At 67.7% G+C, this 18,934-nt stretch carries 14 protein-coding genes; 10 read left to right on the top strand and 4 right to left on the bottom strand.

What is annotated here, in order from left to right; genetic code table 11:
• Positions 1 to 117: 117 nt before the first annotated feature.
• From ACIQ1T_RS12940 to glyS, 6 genes are all read left to right on the top strand, one after another.
• The gene (locus ACIQ1T_RS12940) at positions 118 to 1,773 is read left to right on the top strand and encodes an electron transfer flavoprotein-ubiquinone oxidoreductase (RefSeq protein WP_395945033.1); all 1,656 of its coding nucleotides are present in this window, start codon (positions 118 to 120) and stop codon (positions 1,771 to 1,773) included.
• A gap of 69 nt (positions 1,774 to 1,842) precedes the next feature.
• Entirely contained in the window at positions 1,843 to 3,759 is a 1,917-nt protein-coding gene (locus tag ACIQ1T_RS12935) for a tetratricopeptide repeat protein (protein ID WP_395944966.1), read from the top strand.
• A 5-nt stretch (positions 3,760 to 3,764) separates the two neighbouring features.
• The gene (locus tag ACIQ1T_RS12930; RefSeq protein ID WP_395944965.1) at positions 3,765 to 4,637 is read left to right on the top strand and encodes a 4-(cytidine 5'-diphospho)-2-C-methyl-D-erythritol kinase; all 873 of its coding nucleotides are present in this window, start codon (positions 3,765 to 3,767) and stop codon (positions 4,635 to 4,637) included.
• Between the two features lie 210 nt (positions 4,638 to 4,847).
• Positions 4,848 to 5,741 carry a fasciclin domain-containing protein gene (locus tag ACIQ1T_RS12925; RefSeq protein WP_395944964.1) on the top strand — a complete coding sequence of 298 codons (894 nt, stop codon included), beginning with the start codon at positions 4,848 to 4,850 and terminating at the stop codon, positions 5,739 to 5,741.
• A gap of 97 nt (positions 5,742 to 5,838) precedes the next feature.
• A complete protein-coding gene (locus tag ACIQ1T_RS12920) occupies positions 5,839 to 6,732 on the top strand; it encodes a glycine--tRNA ligase subunit alpha (protein ID WP_395944963.1) in 894 nt (297 codons plus the stop codon).
• Positions 6,733 to 6,888: 156 nt separating this feature from the next.
• Positions 6,889 to 8,955, top strand: a complete 2,067-nt coding sequence (gene glyS / locus ACIQ1T_RS12915) for a glycine--tRNA ligase subunit beta (RefSeq protein ID WP_395944962.1) — start codon at positions 6,889 to 6,891, stop codon at positions 8,953 to 8,955.
• 126 nt (positions 8,956 to 9,081) lie between these two features.
• Here the strand turns inward: glyS and ACIQ1T_RS12910 are convergent, their stop codons facing one another.
• Positions 9,082 to 9,435 (bottom strand): endonuclease domain-containing protein, encoded by a 354-nt coding sequence (locus tag ACIQ1T_RS12910; RefSeq protein WP_395944961.1) that lies wholly within the window; start codon positions 9,433 to 9,435, stop codon positions 9,082 to 9,084.
• Between the two features lie 427 nt (positions 9,436 to 9,862).
• Between ACIQ1T_RS12910 and ppdK the strand changes: the two genes are divergently transcribed.
• The 3 genes from ppdK (at position 9,863) to ACIQ1T_RS12895 (ending at position 13,939) form a co-directional block, all read left to right on the top strand.
• A complete protein-coding gene (gene ppdK / locus ACIQ1T_RS12905) occupies positions 9,863 to 12,541 on the top strand; it encodes a pyruvate, phosphate dikinase (protein WP_395944960.1) in 2,679 nt (892 codons plus the stop codon).
• Between the two features lie 222 nt (positions 12,542 to 12,763).
• Positions 12,764 to 13,291 carry a porin family protein gene (locus ACIQ1T_RS12900; RefSeq protein ID WP_395944958.1) on the top strand — a complete coding sequence of 176 codons (528 nt, stop codon included), beginning with the start codon at positions 12,764 to 12,766 and terminating at the stop codon, positions 13,289 to 13,291.
• Positions 13,292 to 13,396: 105 nt separating this feature from the next.
• Positions 13,397 to 13,939: a porin family protein gene (locus ACIQ1T_RS12895; RefSeq protein WP_395944957.1), complete on the top strand. Its 543-nt coding sequence runs from the start codon at positions 13,397 to 13,399 to the stop codon at positions 13,937 to 13,939.
• 75 nt (positions 13,940 to 14,014) lie between these two features.
• Here the strand turns inward: ACIQ1T_RS12895 and ACIQ1T_RS12890 are convergent, their stop codons facing one another.
• On the bottom strand, positions 14,015 to 14,272 hold the full coding sequence (locus ACIQ1T_RS12890; RefSeq protein WP_395944956.1) for a hypothetical protein: 258 nt from the start codon (positions 14,270 to 14,272) through the stop codon (positions 14,015 to 14,017).
• Positions 14,273 to 14,417: 145 nt separating this feature from the next.
• Between ACIQ1T_RS12890 and ACIQ1T_RS12885 the strand changes: the two genes are divergently transcribed.
• Positions 14,418 to 15,611: a M48 family metallopeptidase gene (locus ACIQ1T_RS12885; protein WP_395944955.1), complete on the top strand. Its 1,194-nt coding sequence runs from the start codon at positions 14,418 to 14,420 to the stop codon at positions 15,609 to 15,611.
• On the opposite strand, the gene ACIQ1T_RS12880 is transcribed toward ACIQ1T_RS12885, so the two are convergent.
• Together ACIQ1T_RS12880 and ACIQ1T_RS12875 are read right to left on the bottom strand one after the other, a co-directional pair.
• Positions 15,608 to 16,759 (bottom strand): beta-ketoacyl-ACP synthase III, encoded by a 1,152-nt coding sequence (locus ACIQ1T_RS12880; protein ID WP_395944954.1) that lies wholly within the window; start codon positions 16,757 to 16,759, stop codon positions 15,608 to 15,610. The genes ACIQ1T_RS12885 and ACIQ1T_RS12880 overlap by 4 nt on opposite strands.
• A 27-nt stretch (positions 16,760 to 16,786) precedes the next feature.
• Complete coding sequence (locus ACIQ1T_RS12875; RefSeq protein WP_395944953.1) at positions 16,787 to 18,841, bottom strand: capsular polysaccharide biosynthesis protein; 2,055 nt, start codon at positions 18,839 to 18,841, stop codon at positions 16,787 to 16,789.
• Positions 18,842 to 18,934 lie beyond the last annotated feature (93 nt).

Here is an 18,934-nt window from a genome sequence, read left to right as displayed (position 1 = left end):
TCAGGGGAAGACATGGCCGAAGAAGCCATCGAAGGCGGCGCAGAGAACGCCCGACAGGAAGCGATCATCGACAATCTGCCGCCGCTAGAAGCGCTGCAGGGCGTCGAGCGTGAGATCATGGAGTACGACGTCGTCATCGTCGGCGGCGGTCCTGCGGGCCTGTCGGCGGCGATCCGGCTGAAGCAGAGGGCGGAGAAGGACGGGACCGAGATCAATGTCGCGGTTCTGGAGAAGGGCGCCGAGGTCGGGGGGCACATCCTGTCCGGCGCGGTGATCGATCCCAAGGCGCTGAACGAGCTGTTTCCGGACTGGAAGGAACGTGGCGCGCCGCTGGAGACGCCGGTCACCAAGGACAAGTTCCTGCTGCTGGGCCCGCAGGGCGAGGCGTCGCTGCCGATGGGGCTGATGCCGCCCTTCATGCATAACGACGGCTGCTACATCGCCTCGTTGGGCAATGTGACCCGTTGGCTAGGCGAACAGGCCGAGGCTCTGGGCGTCGAGGTCTATCCCGGCATGGCCGCCAGCCACGTCGTCTGGGAAGAAGAGACGGGTCGAGTGAAGGGCGTGGTCGCCGGCGTCTTCGGCGTCGACCGCGAGGGCCAGCCGACCGGCGACTTTCAGCCGGGCATCGAACTGCACGGCAAATATGTCTTCATCGCCGAGGGCGTGCGCGGCTCGCTGGCCAAGACCATCATCGCCCGCCACAGGCTGCAGGACGGCAAGTCGCCGCAGAAATACGGCATCGGCCTGAAGGAGTTGTGGCAGGTGCCGGCCGAACAGCACCAGCCCGGCCTGGCCCAGCATTCGACCGGCTGGCCGCTGGACGAACACACCGGCGGCGGCAGCTTCCTGTATCATTTCGGCGACCGCTATGTGGCCGTCGGCTATGTGGTCCACCTGAACTACAAGAACCCCTTCCTGTCTCCGTTCGACGAGTTCCAGCGGTTCAAGCACCACCCGTCCATCGCCCCGCATCTGGAAGGCGGCACGCGCATCTCCTACGGCGCGCGCGCCATCACCGAGGGCGGTCTGCAGTCGATCCCGAAGCTCAGCTTCCCCGGTGGCGCTTTGATCGGCTGTTCGGCCGGCTTCGTGAACGTGCCCCGCATCAAGGGCAGCCACAATGCGATGAAGACCGGGATGCTGGCCGCCGACGCCGCCTATGAGGCGGTCCAGGCCGGGCGCGAGGGCGACGAACTGGTCGAGTACCAGACGGCCTTCGAGAAGAGCTGGGTGTTCAAGGAGCTGTCGGTCGTCAGGAACGCCAAGCCCCTGCTGTCCAAGTTCGGCACCACCCTGGGCGGGGCGCTGGGCATGTTCGACATGTGGTGTCGCACCCTGCTGGGCGGCTGGTCTCCGATCCCGACGCTGAAGCACGAGAAGACGGACGCCGCCTCGACCGAGCCGGCCGCCAAGCACAAGCCGATCGCCTATCCGAAGCCGGACGGGAAGCTGTCGTTCGACAAGCTGTCGTCGGTCTTCATCTCGAACACCAACCACGCCGAGGACCAGCCGGCCCATCTGAAGCTGCTGGACCCGACCAAGCCGATCCGGGTCAATCTGCCCAAATACGGCGAACCGGCCCGGCTCTACTGCCCGGCGGGGGTCTACGAGGTCGTCTATGCGGACGAGGTCGCCAAGACCGACCCGCGTTTCGTCATCAACGCCCAGAACTGCGTCCACTGCAAAACCTGCGACATCAAGGATCCGTCGCAGAACATCGTCTGGACCACGCCCGAGGGCGGCGGCGGTCCGAACTATCCGAACATGTGATCCGCACAGGGGGCGAGGGGAGGCGATCCGCCCCTTGCCCCGTTCCGGAAAAGCGTGAAGGGTCGGCGCATGATCGCCTCCCATACGCGCCTGTTCGCCGCCTCCCTGACCGTTCTCGCCCTGGCCTTGGCCGGGCAGGCTGCGGCCCAGCAAATCCCGACGCCGACCACGCCCGCACAGGACGGTCCCGGGGCCATGCCGCCCGCCGTCGTCCTGCCGCACGACGCCACGCCGGCGGACGCCGCCCCCGTTCAGGATGAGCCCGAAGACGGCGCCCCCGCCGAGGATGCGCCGGTCGCCGACGACGTTCCGCCCCATATCGTCATCGCCGACGAACCGGCGGAGCCCGCCATTCCCGAGGTCTGGTCGCCGATCCCGCTGAACGACCAGGAACGCAGCGCCTATGGTCTGTATCTGGCCGGCAAGGTGGCCCTGATGACCGGCGAGCCCGCGCGCGGCGCCGACTGGCTGGCCCAGGCCAACAGCCTGACGCCGGAACAGCCGCGTGTCCGCGAGCAGGCCTTCACCTCCGCGTTGTTGAGCGGCGATCTTGATGTCGCCGCTCGACTTGCGCCCGTCACCGACGCCTCGCCCGCCTTCACCGAGGCCGGGCGTTTGATTTCGGCGATCCAGACCTTCGTGCACGGCGACCCGCGCGCCGCCAACGCAGCGCTGGTCGACCGCCCCATAGCCTCGCCCCATGCCCGCGCCGGCCTGATGGTCGCGCCGTGGATCGCGGCGGCGGCAGGGGACTGGACCCGCGCCCTGAGCGCGCCGCCGACCCAGGGAGATCCCCTGACCCTGGCGTTCGCGCGGCAGAACCGCGCCCTGCTGCTGGAGAAGCGTCGCAACTACGCCGAGGCCGAAAGCGAGCTGAAGGCCCTGTCCGACACGCCGACCATCGGCGCCCTGTTCCACCGCCCCTTTGGCGAGTTCCTGGAACGGCGCGGCAAGAAGGCCGAGGCCCAGGCCGTCTATCAGGTCGCGGTGCAGGGGCAGGCCGTCGATCTGGCCACCGCCCGCGCGCTGGAGCGGCTTCAGGCCGGAGGACGTGCGCCGGCGGCGCCCGATTTCCGAGAAGGCGCGGCCCAGGCCCTGACCACGGCGGCGGCCCAGGCCGTGGCCGAACGCGGCAATGAGTTCGCCGTGGTCTATCTGCGCCTCGCCCAGAATCTGCATGAGGATGCAGCGACCCAGATCCAGCTGGCCCAGGTGCTGGACCGCGTCGGGCTGAAGTCCGCCGCCCGCACGGCCCTGTCGCGTGTCGGGCCGGAGGATCCGGTCCTCTATTCGAACGCCCGCGCCCAGCTGGCCATCAGCCTGGAGGAGGACGGCCAGTCGGAGGCCGCCCTGACAGAGCTGCGCGCCGCCGCCGCCGCCGAACCGGCCGATCCGCGCATCGCCCTGGTCATGGCCGGTCAGTTGATCCAGCTGAAACAGTACGACCAGGCTCTGGAGTTGTTGAACGGCCCGCTGCTCAACACGCCGAACCAGGGGGCGCAGATTCACTTCCTGCGCGGCGCCGCTCTGGAATCTCTGAACCGCATCCCCGAGGCCGAGGCCGAGCTGTGGGCCGCGCATCAGGCCGATCCCAACAACGCCAACACCCTGAACTATCTGGGCTATCTCTGGGTCGACAAGGGACTGCGCATCGACGAGGGCGCGGGGCTGCTGGCCCAGGCTCACGCTGCCGAACCCGACAACGGCAATATCCAGGACTCGCTGGGCTGGGCCCAGTTCAAGCAGGGACACTACGAAAACGCCGTCGCCACTCTGGAGGAGGCGGTGGACAAGGAACCGGCCAACGCCGAGATCAACGACCACCTGGGCGACGCCTATTGGAAGGTCGGACGCCAGCGTGAGGCGGTCTGGCTGTGGAACCGCGTCTTGATCCTGGACGCCGAACCCGAGCGCAAGGCCGAGGTCGAACGCAAGATCGCCGAAGGGCTGGACGGTGCGGGAACGGCCCAGGGCGTTTCGCAATAAGGCCCATGTCCACGCTCACGGCCCTGGCTCCGGCCAAGATCAATCTGTTCCTGCATGTCGGACCGGTCGACAGCCAAGGCTATCACCCCCTGTCCAGCCTGGTCGCCTTCGCCGACGTGGGCGACGTGGTGACGGTCGAACCCGCCGACGGCCTGTCTCTGACGGTGACCGGACCGTTCGGCGCGGGTCTGGACGCAGAGCCCGACAATCTGATCCTGCGCGCCCTGCGCCGCCTGGGCGAGGCGACGGGAACCGGCGAGCCGCCGCTGAAGGTGACGCTGGACAAGCGCCTGCCCATCGCCGCCGGTCTGGGCGGGGGTTCGTCCGACGCCGGCGCGGCGCTGAAGCTGGCGCGCCAGGTCCTGGCGCTCGACATCGCCGACGCGGAATTGGAGGCGGTGGCGGCCGTCATCGGCGCTGACGGTCCCATGTGCCTGCGGATGCGCTCCGCCTGGGCAGAGGGCAGGGGAGACCTTCTGACCGACGAGCCGCGCCTGCCGCCCCTGCCGGCCGTCCTGTTCAATCCCGGCGTTCCGTCCCCGACCGGCGCCGTCTATCGCGCCTATGACGCCGGGCCGGTCAGGACGGACGACGGACCCGCGCCGCCCGCCGACTGGGGCGTGGACGGTGTGATCGACTGGCTGGCGGCCCAGCGCAACGATCTGCAACCGCCCGCCCTGGCCCAGACCCCCGCCATCGGCGCGGCTCTGGACGCCCTGGCGGCGACGCCCGGCGTGGACCTGACGCGAATGTCGGGATCGGGCGCCACGGTCTTTGGCCTGTGTCGCACGACCGCCGCCGCCCAGACCGCCGCCGCCCATCTGGCGCTGTTGCAACCCACGGCATGGGTCAGATCGGCAAGCTTGGGCGTTCAGTAACCGACAAGCATTGTGGCCGAATACCGGCGATTCACCCCGTGAAACGCCCGTTCCGCCTAGGTTTCGCCCTGATCATCACAAAAGTTACAGTTTGTTTCAAAATTTCGGAACCGCTTCCCCGGTCTCCGATTTGATTGGTCAGTTCCGACAACTGGAACGGATCGCCGCCTCCCCCGGCACGATCCTCAAACAGGAAAAAGGATAACGCCAATGCTTCGCGCAAAGCTGCTTGCCGCCACCGCCGTCGTCTCCCTGATGGCCGCCCCGGCCTTCGCTCAGGAAATGACCCCGCCGACCGCTCCAGCCCCGGCTGAAGTGCCCGCTACCGATCCGGCCATGCCCGCATCGCCGGAAACGACCGGCCCGGTCGCCCAGGAGGCCGCTCCGGTTCCGACTCAGGCTGCCGAGGCCGCGACGCCCGCCGCCGCCGAGTCCGTGATCGACGTGCTGAAGTCTTCGGGCCAGTTCACCACCCTTCTGTCGGCGCTTGACGCCGCCCAGCTGACCGAGACCCTGGCCACCCGCCCGGCCATCTCGATCTTCGCTCCGACCGATGCGGCCTTCGCCGCCCTGCCGGAAGCCGAGCGCACCCGTCTTATGGATCCGGCCAACGCCGATGAGCTGCGCCAGATCCTGCTGTACCATGTGATCGTCGCCGATGTGACGCCTGACCAGATCGAGGGTCGCAAGGGCGGCGTGCCGACCGCCGCCGAGAGCCAGGTCCTGCTGGACGGCACCGGCGAGGCCATCAAGGCCGATAACGCCAGCGTGGTCAGCGCCGAGCTTGACGCCTCGAACGGCGCCGTCTTCCCGATCGACCAGGTCCTGAACCCGGCCAGCTCGCTGGTCGCCATGGGTGACGAAGAGGCTGCGGCTCCGGCTGAAGAGGCCGCGCCCGTCGAAGCCTCGACCGAGACGGTCGCTCCGGCCGAGCCGGGCGACACCGCCCCGACCGGCGAGCCGGCTGAGGCGACCACCACCACGGCCTCGCCCCCGGTCGCCAATCCGACCGACGGCCAGGTCGATCCGGCCGCCACGCCGCCGGTCGCCCCGACCGATCCGGCCGAGGCCGCCGCTGAAGAAACCCCTCCGACCCCGCAATAATACGGGTCGATCCACGCGCTTGCTTGGAGCGTGTTGAAGCGGAAGGCGGCGGGCCCTATGGTCCGCCGTCTTTTTTACAGTCCCTCCCGAGCCCGATTTGACCACCTCGACTGAACCGCTCGCGTTTCAGGACCTGATCCTGACCCTCCATCGCTATTGGGGCGAGCAGGGCTGCGCCATACTGCAGCCCTATGACATCGAGGTCGGGGCGGGGACGCTCCACCCCGCGACCGTGCTGCGCGCCCTCGGCTCCAAGCCGTGGAAGGCCGCCTATGTCCAGCCCAGCCGCCGCCCCGGCGACGGCCGCTATGGCGAGAACCCCAACCGGCTGCAGCACTATTATCAGTATCAAGTCATACTGAAGCCGAACCCGGACAATCTGCAGGAGCTGTATCTGGGCTCGCTGGCGGCAATCGGCATCGATCCCAAGCTGCACGACATCCGCTTTGTCGAGGACGACTGGGAAAACCCGACCGTGGGCGCCTGGGGCCTGGGCTGGGAGGTCTGGTGCGACGGGATGGAGGTGACCCAGTTCACCTATTTCCAGGGCGTCGGCGGCATCGAGGTCGATGTGGTCTCGGGCGAACTGACCTACGGGCTGGAGCGTCTGGCCATGTATGTCCAGGGCGTCGACAACGTCTATGACCTGAAGTTCACCAAGGAGGGGCTGACCTATGGCGAGGTCTTCCTGGAGAACGAGCGCCAGCAGTCGGAAGCCAATTTCCACGGCTATGACGTCGACGGGCTGAAGCGCCGGTTCGAGGACATGGTGTCCGAGGTCACGCGCCTGCTGGCCATGACCGGACCCCAGGGCCAGCCCCTGGTCCTGCCGGCCTATGACCAGGTGCTGAAGGCCAGCCACCTGTTCAACCTGATGGACGCCCGCGGCGCCATCGCCGTCGCGGAACGCCAGAGCTACATCGGCCGCATCCGCGAACTCTGCAAAGCCTGCGCCCTCGCCTATGTCGAGCGGGAACGGGCCGAGGCATGATTTCCCATTCCGCTCATCCCCGCGAAAGCGGGGACCCAGTCCTGTCGCGAGGCGCGATGTCTGGGATTGCGGTTAAAGCCCCTACGGCGCCGGTCGCGCGCCCACAGCGCTGGGTCCCCGCTTTCGCGGGGATGAGCGGACAGATTTGAGACCCTGATGCCCCAACTCCTCCTCGAAATCTTCTCCGAAGAAATCCCCGCCCGGATGCAGCAGGGCGCCGCGCGCGACCTGGAGCGTCTGGTCTCCGACCGTCTGAAGGCCGCCGGCCTGACCTGGGACGCCCTGACCACCTATGCCGGTCCGCGCCGCCTGACCCTGGTGATCGACGGCCTGCCCGCCGCCACGCCCGACCGCGAGGAAGAGGTCAAGGGACCGCGCGCCTCGGCCCCGGAACAGGCGCTGGAAGGCTTCCTGCGCAAGACCGGCCTGACCCGCGAACAACTGGTCGAGCGCGACGGCGTCCTGTTCGCCGTCCTGTCGTCCAAGGGCCGCGCCACCGCCGATCTGGTCGCCGAGACGGTGGATCAGGTGGTCCGCGCCTTCCCCTGGCCCAAGTCGATGCGCTGGGGTTCGGGCACGCTGCGCTGGGTGCGTCCGATCAAGCGGATCCTGTGCCTGTTCGACGACAAGGTGGTGCCGTTCGAGATCGACGGGATCCAGAGCGACGCCGTCACCGAGGGGCACCGTTTCCTGGGCTCCGGCCAGCCGCTGCGGGTCAGCGACTTCGTCGGCTATCGCGCGCAGTTGGAGAAGAATTTCGTCCTGCTGGACGTGGCCGACCGCAAGCTGCGCATTCTGGAACAGGCCAAGGCCGCCTGCGCCGCCAAGGGGCTGGTCCTGGTCGACGACGACGGTCTGCTGGACGAGGTGGCGGGTCTGGCCGAATGGCCGACCCCGATCCTGGGCGACATGGATCCGCAGTTCCTGGCCCTGCCGCCGGAAGTCGTGCGTCTGTCGATGAAGGTGCACCAGAAGTATTTCGCCGTCCGCGATCCGTTGAAGGACGGGCTGGCCCCCAACTTCCTGGTCGTCGCCAATGTCGAGGCGACCGACGGCGGCGAGGCCCTGGCCGCCGGCAACAGCCGCGTGCTGAGCGCCCGCCTGAACGACGCCCGCTTCTTCTGGGACGAGGACCAGAAGGTCGGCTTCGACGCCTGGAACGCCAAACTGTCCGGCGTCACCTTCCACGCCAAACTGGGCACCCTGGCCGAGCGGGTCGAGCGGATCGCGGCGCTTGCCCGCGAGATCGCGCCCCTGGTCGGCGCCGACGCCGATCAGGCCGAGACGGCCGCGCGCCTGTCCAAGGCTGATCTGCTGTCGGGCATGGTCAGCGAATTCCCGGAACTGCAGGGGATCATGGGCGGCTATTACGCGCGTCTCGCCGGTCATCCCGACGCCGTCGCCGACGCCGTGCGCGACCACTACAAGCCGCAGGGCCCGGCCGACACCGTCCCGACCGCCCCGGTCACGGTCGCAGTGGCTCTGGCCGACAAGCTGGACACCCTGGTCGGCTTCTTCGCCATCGACGAAAAGCCCACGGGGTCGAAGGACCCGTTCGCCCTGCGCCGCGCGGCGCTGGGTGTGATCCGGCTACTCATTTCCGGCGGCTACCGGATCAAAATCAGTGACATCATTGAGGCTCACGGCGCGCATTTCCCGCGCCGATTTGGTGAAAGCAACGTCGCTGTAGCTGGTGAATGGGCGGAACTTCTTATCTTCTTGGCCGACCGCCTGACCGTCCTCCTGCGCGATCAGGGCCAGCGCCACGATCTCGTCGCCGCCGTCTTCGCCCTGGGCGACGACGATCTGGTCCGCATCGTGCGTCGGGTGGAGGCTCTGGCCGCCTTCCTGGCCACGGACGACGGGGCCAATCTGCTGGCCGGCTACAAGCGCGCGTCCAACATCCTGCGCGCCGAGGAGAAGAAGGGGCCGGTCCCGACCGGCATGGTCCAGACCGGCCTGCCGAACCAGCCTGAGCCCGAGACCGTCCTGGCCTTCGCCGTCGGCGCCGCCCGCACGGCCGTCGAGACGGCGCTGGACACCGAGGACTTCGCCGCCGCCATGACGGCCCTCGCCGCCCTGCGCGCTCCGGTGGACGCCTTCTTCGAGGACGTTCTGGTCAACTCGGACGTGGCCGAGGAACGCGACAATCGCCTGAAACTGCTGGGCCAGGTGCGGGACGTGATGGGCCAGGTCGCCGACTTCGGTCAGATCGCGGGGTAGGGGAGAACCCATCCGTCTTTCCGCTGCGCTCCGAGCCGCCTCCCCATTGCATGGGGAGGAGACGGGTACGGGATACGTCTCCTCCCCGCTTGCGGGGAGGGGGACCGCGAAGCGGTGGAGGGGCTCTTAGCCGCGAACTCGGTCCCGCGCCGTCAGCGCTATGAAATCAAGCACGGCGTCCAAGTTTACCCGCACCGCCTCGGCCGTAAACCGCACTACAGCGATCCCTCGCGTTTCCAGCCACCTCGTCCGGTGCGCGTCATGCTCTGCGCGTTCGGCGTGGCTTTCGCCGTCGATTTCGACGGCCAGTTTTGCTTCGGGGCAGTAGAAATCCAGCACATAGACGCCGACCGGGTGTTGGCGGCGGAATTTCAACTCGCCCAGCGCGCGGCGGCGTAGCCGAATCCACAGTCGTGCCTCTGGCGGCGTCAGGGCTCGCCGCAGGATTCGGGCGCGAGAAACGGCGCCGGATTTCGCCATTTCAGTCTCCGACAACGAATTCTTTTGGTTGTTTTTGCAACAATCTGAAGTTTATAGGTGATGCAAGGGTCATTCTGCGTCAAGAGCCCCTCCGTCTCTCCGCTGCGCTCCGAGCCACCTCCCCATGAAATGGGGAGGAGACCGTACGGTTGGTGCGTCTCCTTCCCGCTTTGCGGGGGAGGCGGCGAGTTGATCGGTCTTATGCCCTAGAGGGCCTGTTTCTGGGGCGGGTAGCCCGATTTTGGAAACGTCCGTCATGGAAACCGCCGTTTTCAGTCCACAGACGAAAGCCGCCCCCGAGGAAACCGGTTTACCGCTCACGCTTTGTTACATCCGCCATGGCCAAGCCGGTTTCGCCGCGCTAGACCATGCTGCATGTGCGAGCGGGGCCAACCCGCCGAACCTTCCAAAAGCTCAGGGGCTACAGATGACTCAGTGGGTGTACGGCTTCGGCGGCGGGTCCGCCGACGGCGACGCGTCGATGAAGAACCTTCTCGGCGGCAAGGGCGCAAACCTCGCGGAAATGTCCTCGCTGGGACTGCCTGTCCCACCCGGATTCACCGTCACGACCGAGGTCTGCACCCATTATTACGGCAATGGCGAAACCTATCCGGGCGACCTGGAAGCCCAGGTGAAGGCCGCGCTTGAAAAGGTCGAGGGCATTGTCGGCAAGGTGTTCGGCGATGTCGAAAACCCGCTGCTGGTCTCGGTGCGCTCGGGCGCCCGCGCCTCGATGCCGGGCATGATGGACACGGTCCTGAACCTGGGTCTGAACGACGCCACGGTCGAGGGCCTGGCCAAGCTGTCGGGCGACCGTCGCTTCGCCTTCGACTCCTACCGCCGCTTCATCACCATGTATTCGAATGTGGTGCTGGGCCTCAGCCACGACGACTTCGAAGAGGTGCTGGACCAGCACAAGGACCGTCTGGGCGTCACCGTCGACACAGACCTTACCGCCGACGACTGGCAGAAGGTGGTCGTCGACTACAAGGCCGTGGTCGAGCGCGAACTGGGCCACGCCTTCCCGCAGGATCCCAAGGACCAGCTGTGGGGCGCGATCGGCGCCGTCTTCGCCAGCTGGATGAACGACCGGGCCAAATTCTATCGCCGGATGCACGACATCCCGGAAAGCTGGGGCACGGCCGTCAGCGTCCAGTCGATGGTGTTCGGCAATATGGGCGAAACCTCGGCGACCGGCGTCGCCTTCACCCGCAACCCCTCGACCGGCGAGGCCCGCCTGTACGGCGAGTTCCTGATCAACGCCCAGGGCGAGGACGTGGTCGCCGGCATCCGCACGCCGCAGTCCCTGACCAAGGTCGGCCGCGAGGAGATGGGCGAGACCGCTCCCTCGATGGAAGAGGCCATGCCGGAAGTCTTCGGCCAGTTCGTCGAGGTGGTGAACAAGCTGGAGAGCCACTATCGCGACATGCAGGACATCGAGTTCACGGTCGAACAGGGCCGGCTCTGGATGCTGCAGACCCGCAACGGCAAGCGCACCGCCAAATCGGCCCTGAAGGTCGCCGTGGATCTGGCCGCCGAGGGCGTCATCTCCCAGGAAGAGGCCATCAGCCGCGTCGAGCCCTCCGCGCTCGACCAGTTGCTGCACCCGACCCTGGACCCGAACGCCGACCGCACCGTGATCGCCCAGGGCCTGCCGGCCTCGCCCGGCGCGGCCACCGGCAAGATCGTCTTCGACGCCGACGAGGCGGAGCGCCTGGCCGGTCTGGGCGAAGCCGTCATCCTGGTCCGCGAAGAGACGTCCCCTGAGGACATCCACGGGATGCACGCCGCTCGCGGCATCGTCACCGCTCGCGGCGGCATGACCAGCCACGCCGCCGTCGTGGCGCGCGGCATGGGCCGGGCCTGCGTCTCCGGCGTGGGCGAGATCCACATCAACGAGGCCAAGGGGACCTTCACCGCGCGCGGCCGCACCTTCTCGACCGGCGAGATCATCACCATCGACGGGTCGAAGGGCGAGGTGCTGGACGGCGCCGTGCCGATGATCGAGCCCGAGCTGACCGGGGACTTCCAGACCCTGATGGGCTGGGCCGACAAGGTGCGCCGCCTGAAGGTCCGCGCCAACGCCGAGACCCCGCTGGACGCCAAGACCGCGCGCGGCTTCGGCGCCGAGGGCATCGGCCTGTGCCGCACCGAGCATATGTTCTTCGACGACACCCGGATCGCCGCCGTGCGCGAGATGATCCTGGCCGACGACGAGGCCGGCCGCCGCACGGCCCTGGCCAAGATCGCCCCGTTCCAGAAGTCGGACTTCGTCGAACTGTTCGAGATCATGGCCGGCCTGCCGGTGACCGTGCGTCTGCTGGACCCGCCGCTGCACGAGTTCATCCCGCACACGGACGAGGACATCGACGCCCTGGCCGCCTCCTCGGGCATCGACGCCGAGAAGCTGAAGCGCCGCGCCAAGGAACTGCACGAGACCAACCCCATGCTGGGCCACCGCGGCTGCCGCCTGGGCGTGGCCTATCCCGAGATCTACGAGATGCAGGTCCGGGCCGTGCTGGAGGCCGCGCTTGAGGTGAAGAAGACCTCGGGCGAGGCGCCGATCCCCGAGATCATGCACCCGTTGGTCGCCCTGGGTCTGGAGATGAAATATCTCCGCGAACTGACCGACCGCACCGCCAAGGCCGTCTTCGCCGACGCCGGCGACAGCGTCGACTATCTGGTCGGCACGATGATCGAACTGCCCCGCGCCGCCATCCGCGCCGGGGACCTGGCCGAATACGCCCAGTTCTTCAGCTTCGGCACCAACGACCTGACCCAGACGACGTTCGGCATCAGCCGCGACGACTCGGGCCGCTTCCTGCAGGCCTATCTGGACAAGGGCATCTTCGAGACCGATCCCTTCGTCCGCCTGGACCAGGACGGCGTCGGCGGCCTGATCGAGATCGCGGCCGAGCGCGGCCGCGCGGTCCGTCCCGAGGTCAAGCTGGGCATCTGCGGCGAACACGGCGGCGACCCGTCGTCGATCGCCTTCTGCGAGAAGGCCGGTCTGGATTATGTCTCCTGCTCGCCCTACCGCGTGCCGATCGCCCGTCTGGCGGCGGCCCAGGCCGCGCTGGACATCGAGCGCGAAAAGGATCGGTGATCCCGTCCGCAGCTTGACGATCAGAGGGCGGTCCGCAAGGGCCGCCCTTTTTCGTTCGCATTGCCGCCGCCTTTAGCGGAACGCCGTATGTGTCCTGCCGCGCACAGCATAGGTTCAGTTTCGGATCCTTATGGAACGTCCGTTTTCGCCACCTATTTAAGCACTCGCTGGATGGGGCCGATGATCTGTTCAGGTCGTCGCATCTAGGAGTTCTAAGAAACAATGCGTAACATTCTTCTCGCTGCGGCCGCCGTTTCCGCAATCGCCGCTCCCGCCTTTGCTCAAACCACGCAAGGTCCGAGCTATTACGGCACGCTGGGCTATTCTCAACTTGACCACTCCGACGGCGATCTGGGCGCGATCACCGGCCGCGTCGGCACCAAGTTCAATCCCTATATCGGCGTGGAAGGCGAGGCCTCGGTCGGCGTCAAGGACGACGACTTCTCCGTCGCCGGGGTCGACGGCAAGCTGGAGCACCAATACGACGCCGCCGCCTATGTGGTCGGCACCTATCCGGTGACCCCGAACTTCGACGTCTTCGCCCGCGCCGGCTACGGCACGACCAAGATCAAGGCCGAACTGGCCGGCGTCGAGGAAGAAGCCGACGGCGAGAGCTGGAACTACGGCGCCGGCGCCAACTATTATTTCGACGCCCAGAACGGCGTCCGCGCCGACTGGACCCGTCGCGACTTCACCGACGGCGACGTCGAGGCCGACGTCTATTCGGTCAGCTACGTCCGCCGCTTCTAAGCCGGACGCACAGGAGAGGCCGCGCCCGACGCACGGCCTCTCCGCCCCCCTTCCGATTTCCAATCCCCGGCCGTCGCGTGACGGCCCACCAAGGAGCATGCAACCATGCGCAAGATTCTGATCGCCGCCGCCGCCCTGTCGGCCCTGGCCGCCCCCGCCTTCGCCCAATCGACCGCGTCCGTCACAGACGCCGAGCCGCGCGGTTACGGCTCGCTGGGCTATACCCATCTTGAAGGCGACGCCGCCACGACCGGCGCGGTCACCGGTCGTCTGGGCGTGAACCTCAATCGTTACCTGGCCGTCGAGACCGAGGCCTCGGTGGGCGTCAAGGACGACGACTTCACCGTCGCCGGCGTCGACGGTACGACCAAGCATGAGTGGGACGCCGCCGGTTACGTGGTCGGCAAATACCCCGTCTCGGACAAGCTGGAACTGTTCGCGCGCGGCGGCTACGGCCATACCGAGCTGAAGCAGGAGATCGCAGGCGCCAATGCCGACGTCGGCGCGGACAGCTGGAACTATGGCGTGGGCGCCAACTACTACGTCGACGGCGTGAATGGCCTGCGGGCCGACTGGACCCGTCGCGACTACCGCGACGATGCGGGCGAGGCGGATGCCTATTCGGTCAGCTACATCCGTCGCTTCTGATCTCGCCGAAATGAAGAAGGGCGCGCTCGGCGAGGAGCGCGCCCTTTCTCATGTCTGCAGGTTCAGGTTTCAGGACTAGGCAAAGTCGCCGGCCAGGGCCCAGCGTTGCGAGCCTTCGCCGAACGGGCGGACGAACCAGTCGCGATACTGTTCGAAGGCCTCGATGATCTTCTGGCGCAGGTCGGGGGGATTCACGGCCTCGCCGCGCTGGCGCTTCATCGCCGCGACGCAGTCGACGACCAGATTCTGGTGCGCCGAACCGCCCATGCTCTTCAGCACGGCGGCGATATCCTGAGCCAAGGCTTCCAGCACCTGTTTCGGAGTCTGAGCCATCTGGGAACTCCCCTGTTCTCGACACTGAAATGCGTGACAAAAACCTGTGACGGATTCAAGCGTGACTGCGCAAAAATCATCATGGACGGGAATTAACCTGACATAACGCAGGTCGCGCGCTCTGGTTCTCCCAAGGGAGAGCTTGATGACCAATTTTGATCCGGCGGCCGCGACCGCCCAGTGGCTGGCGACCTTGTCGCCGCAGGAGACCGCGCGGGCGGTGGCCTATACGCAAGGGTCGCACTGGCTGATCCTGTGGTCCTTCCTGGTTTCGGCCCTGGTCGCCTGGATCATCGTGCGGAGCGACTGGCTGGTCGCGATCCGCAGCCGGATGGAGCGTCGCCGCAAACGGCCCCTGCTGGTCAGTTTCGTCGTGGCCCTGGTCTATTCGGCGATGAGCTGGGTCCTGACCCTGCCATGGGCCGTCTATGAAAGCTGGTGGCGCGAGAAGTCCTACGGCCTGACCAGCCAGGCCCTGGGCGGCTGGCTGGTCGAGGGTCTGATCGGGGCGGCGATCTCGGTCGTCATGACCTCGCTGCTGCTGGTCGCCATCTACGCCCTGATCCGCAAGGCGCGGCGGTTCTGGTGGGCCTGGGCGTCGGGGGTGACGGCGGTCTTCATCGTCCTCGGCCTGGTGATCTCGCCCATTCTGATCGAGCCGATCTTCAACACCTATACGCCCGCCCCCAACGGCCCGGTGCGCGACGCCGTCGTCGCACTGGCCGAACAGACCGGTACGCCGTCGGACAAGATCTTCATCTTCGACGGGTCGAAACAGTCCGACCGCTACACCGCAAACGTCTCGGGCCTGTTCGGCACGGCGCGGGTGGCGATGAGCGACGTCATGTTCCAGAAGGGCGCGGATCTGGCCGAGGTGCGCGGCGTGGTCGGGCACGAGATGGGCCACTACGTCCACGCCCACGTGCTGTGGATGGTCGGCATACTGGTGGTTCTGGCGGCCCTGGCCTTCTGGCTGACGGACCGGCTGTTCCCGCTGGGCCGCCGGCTGCTGGGCGCGGACCGGGTGGGCGACATCGCTGATCCGGCGGGCCTGCCCGTGCTGGCCCTGGTCCTGGCCTTCCTGGGCGTCCTGGCGACCCCGGTGTTCGCCACCATGACCCGGACCATCGAGGAGGACGCCGACCACTTCTCGCTGGTTCACGCCAACGAGCCGGACGGTCTGGCCAAGGCCCTGGTCAAGACGGCCGAATACCGGGCGCCCTCGCCCTCGGCCGTCGAGGAGTTCCTGTTCTACGACCACCCCAGCGTCGAGAACCGGGTGCGCCGGGCGATGGAGTGGAAGAAGGCTCACCCGCAGACGGGCAAGCCCGCTTCTTAAGCGCGCTTCTTGACGAAGACGGTGCCGGCCGAATAGCCGGCGCCGAAGCTGCAGATCAGGCCCACGTCGCCGGGTGCGAAGCCGTCGTTGTGCAGGTGGAAGGCGATGATCGATCCGGCCGAGGAGGTGTTGGCGTAGTCGTCGAGGATGATGACGTTCTCCTCGGGCTCCGGCTCACGCCCCAGCACCTTCTTGCCGATCAGCTGGTTCATGTTGATGTTGGCCTGGTGCAGCCACATCCGCTTCAGCCCGTGCGGATCCAGCCCCAGGTCGCCGGCGTGGTCGACGATCATGTCCGAGACCATCGGCACCACGTCCTTGAAGACCTTGCGACCCTGCTGGATGAACAGCTTGTCGTTCTGCTCGCTGTCGTCGGCGACCGGGGCGTCCAGGTGTTCGGTGTCCCGCGCATTGCGGTTCAGGAAGCCGAAATTATTGCGGATATTGTTGGAGAAGACCGTCTTCAGCCGCGTGCCCAGCACGTCCCAGCCGCCCGGCCCCGCAGTCTCAGCCGATTCCACGATCACGGCCGTGGCCACGTCGCCGAAGATGAAATGGCTGTCGCGGTCGGTGAAGTTCAGGTGGGCCGAACAGACTTCCGGATTGACCATCAGCACGGCCTTGACCGAACCGGCGGCGATGAAGTCGGCGGCGGTCTTGATGCCGAAGGTGGCCGACGAACAGGCCACATTCATGTCGAAGGCGAAGCCCTCGATGCCCAAGGCCTGCTGCACCTCGATGGCCATGGCCGGATAGGGGCGCTGCATGTTCGAGGCGGCGCACAGGACGGCGCCGATCTCGCTGACCGGCTTGCCCCAGGCTTCGATGGCCTGGCGGGCGGCCTTGACCGCCATCTCTGCCAGGATCGACAGGTCGTCGTTCGAGCGTTCGGCCAGGTTCGGGGCCATCCGCTCGGGGTCGATCACCCCGGCCTTGTCGAGGACGAAGCGGCTCTTGATGCCGGACGCCTTCTCGATGAACTCGGCCGAGGAATGGGTCTTGGCGACCAGTTCGCCGGCCTCGATCTGGGCGGCGTGGCGGGCGTTCCAGCCATCGGCCCAGGCATTGTAGCTGACGACCAGTTCCTCGTTCGAGACGGACTGTTCGGGGGTGAAGAGGCCGGTGGCGGCGATGACTGCTGAGTTCACGGAAGCAAGTTTCCTTTACGAACCCCCTCAATAGGACGGCGGCGGCCTCCGGTCGAGACTGGCGATGACGCCCGTGGCCCAACGCTGGATCTGACCGCGCGGCGCCTTGGGCGTCGGCAGGTCGCGGGCGGCGATCAGAGCCTCGACCAGATCCTCGGCCTCGCAGGGCCAGCCCTCGGGCGTGACATAGAGGGGATAGGCGATCAGGGCGGCGTGGATCAGGTGGTCGACCGTGGCGCGGCGGCTGCGGCGCTCGAAGGTCAGCCGGTCGTCGGTCAGGCCCCAGCCGGCGTAGAAGGGCCGGCCATAGACCGACACGGCCTTGCCCCGCATCAGGGCCTCGAACCCGGTCAGGGAGGTCAGGGTGGCGACGCGGCGGCAGGCGTTCAAACAGTCGATGATGTCGAAACCGTCGGCGCTGGCGTCGACCGAGGACATCGCCGAGGCGTCCAGCCGACCGGGCCGGTTGCCCGCCAGGACGTCGGGGTGGTTGCGATAGACCAGGAAGGCGTCGGGACGATCGCGCCGCGCCGCCTCGACCAGGGCCGAGTTGGTGTTCAGGTCCGGCGCGCAGCCCAGCAGGATCGACTTGTCGTTCTCGACCTGGCCGACGACCAGAAGGATGTCACGATCTGTGGGCCAGTCGGTCGGAGCCTGACCTTTCAGATTGTATTTGGACAGGCCCGCCTCGACCACGCGGGTCCGCAGCCGAGCGGCGCGGGCCAGGGCCGGGGGCGACAGGTCCGAGGCCTCGATCAGGGTCTCCAGCCGCGACGGACGGGACGGGTCGTAATAGACGCCCTGGTCGTCCAGGGCGACCGACAGGGCGCCGACGAAGTCAGACCCCAGGCCGCGCGAGCGGATGAAGCCGTCCTCCATCCGCACGGTGGGGCCGCCGAAGGCTGCGGCCGCCTCGCGCGTCGCCGCGCTCTCCTTGCCCGCCCACCAGATCAGCCTGCCGTTCGTCGCCCGCGCATGGTCGGCGGCGCGGCCCGGCGACATGAAATAGCGCAGCCGCGCCTTGGGCGAGTTCAACAGGCGGCGCACCGCCGGGCGTTTGGCCGGGGCGAAGCCGACGGCGGCCCAGTCGCCGGCCAGACGGTCGGCCCGGTCGCGCAGGGCGATCAGCCGCTCCAGCGCCTGTTCGGCCTCGCATCGCCGGCCCGTCACCGGATCGACGTATCGGGGGTAGGCGATCAGGGCGGCGGCGGCGACCTGTTCGATGGTCCGCGCCCCGCCCCGTCGGCCGGTGTCCACGGCGTCGGTCGTCAGACCCCAGCCGGAATAGAAGGGGGCGCCGAAACAGCGGACCGGCAGACCGCGCAGCAGGGCCTCGAACCCCAGGGCCGAGGTCACGCAATAGACCGCGTCCACCGCCGCGAGCAGGTCGGCGGGCCGGACGTCGGTGTCGATCAGGGTCGCGCCGGCCAGGTCCGTGACGCAGCCCTGTTTCCTGCCCGCAGCGACGGCGGGGTGGCGTTTGACGATCAACTGGGCGTCCGGCTCATCGCGGCGGGCGGCGGCCATCATGTCCGCGAAACTCTGCGGCGAGGCCAGGCCGTAGCCGATGGAGGCGTCGCCGAAGGTCTGGTCCACGATCAGGACGCGACGGCCGGGCTTCAGGACGGTCGGGTCCAGAGGCGCGCCCATATTGGTCTTGGACACGCCGGACGCTGTGATCCGGTCGATCAGGCCGCGCGCCCGCACGGTCAGGGCGGCGTCGCACCAGTCGTCGGCGGTGCGGATCAGCTGTTCCAGCCGGCTGGGCCGGGTCGCGTCATAATAGACGCCCAGGTCGTCGACGATCAGGCTGAGGCTGGCCGCCCCCGCCTCGCCGATCCCGACCGAGCGGAGGAAGCCGTCCTCCAGCGCCACATAGGGCCGCCCGTTCTTCTCGGCCCAGCGACGTCCGGCGGCGGCGGTCGGCTTCATGCCCCAGCCGAGCACGGCCTGAACCTCGGCGCCGGGCAGGCGGCGCAGGTCGTAGTCGGGCAGGAAGGCGTCGAGGAAGGGAACCTTCAGCACCCCGGGGGCGCAGACCCAGGCGGGGCTTTTCGCAGAACTGTCGGCGGATGTGGTCAAGACGGATCCGGTGGGGTTGAGCGCGAGGTTTAGGGCGGTTGTGTCGGGCGGGCTAGGCGCAATTGGCTCCGTCTTCGCGCGGTCGCAGCGAAG

This window comes from Brevundimonas sp. (assembly GCF_044336875.1).
Lineage (GTDB): Bacteria > Pseudomonadota > Alphaproteobacteria > Caulobacterales > Caulobacteraceae > Brevundimonas.
The sequence above is the reverse complement of the archived record's forward strand: the minus strand, read 5'-3'. Positions and strand labels throughout refer to the sequence as shown.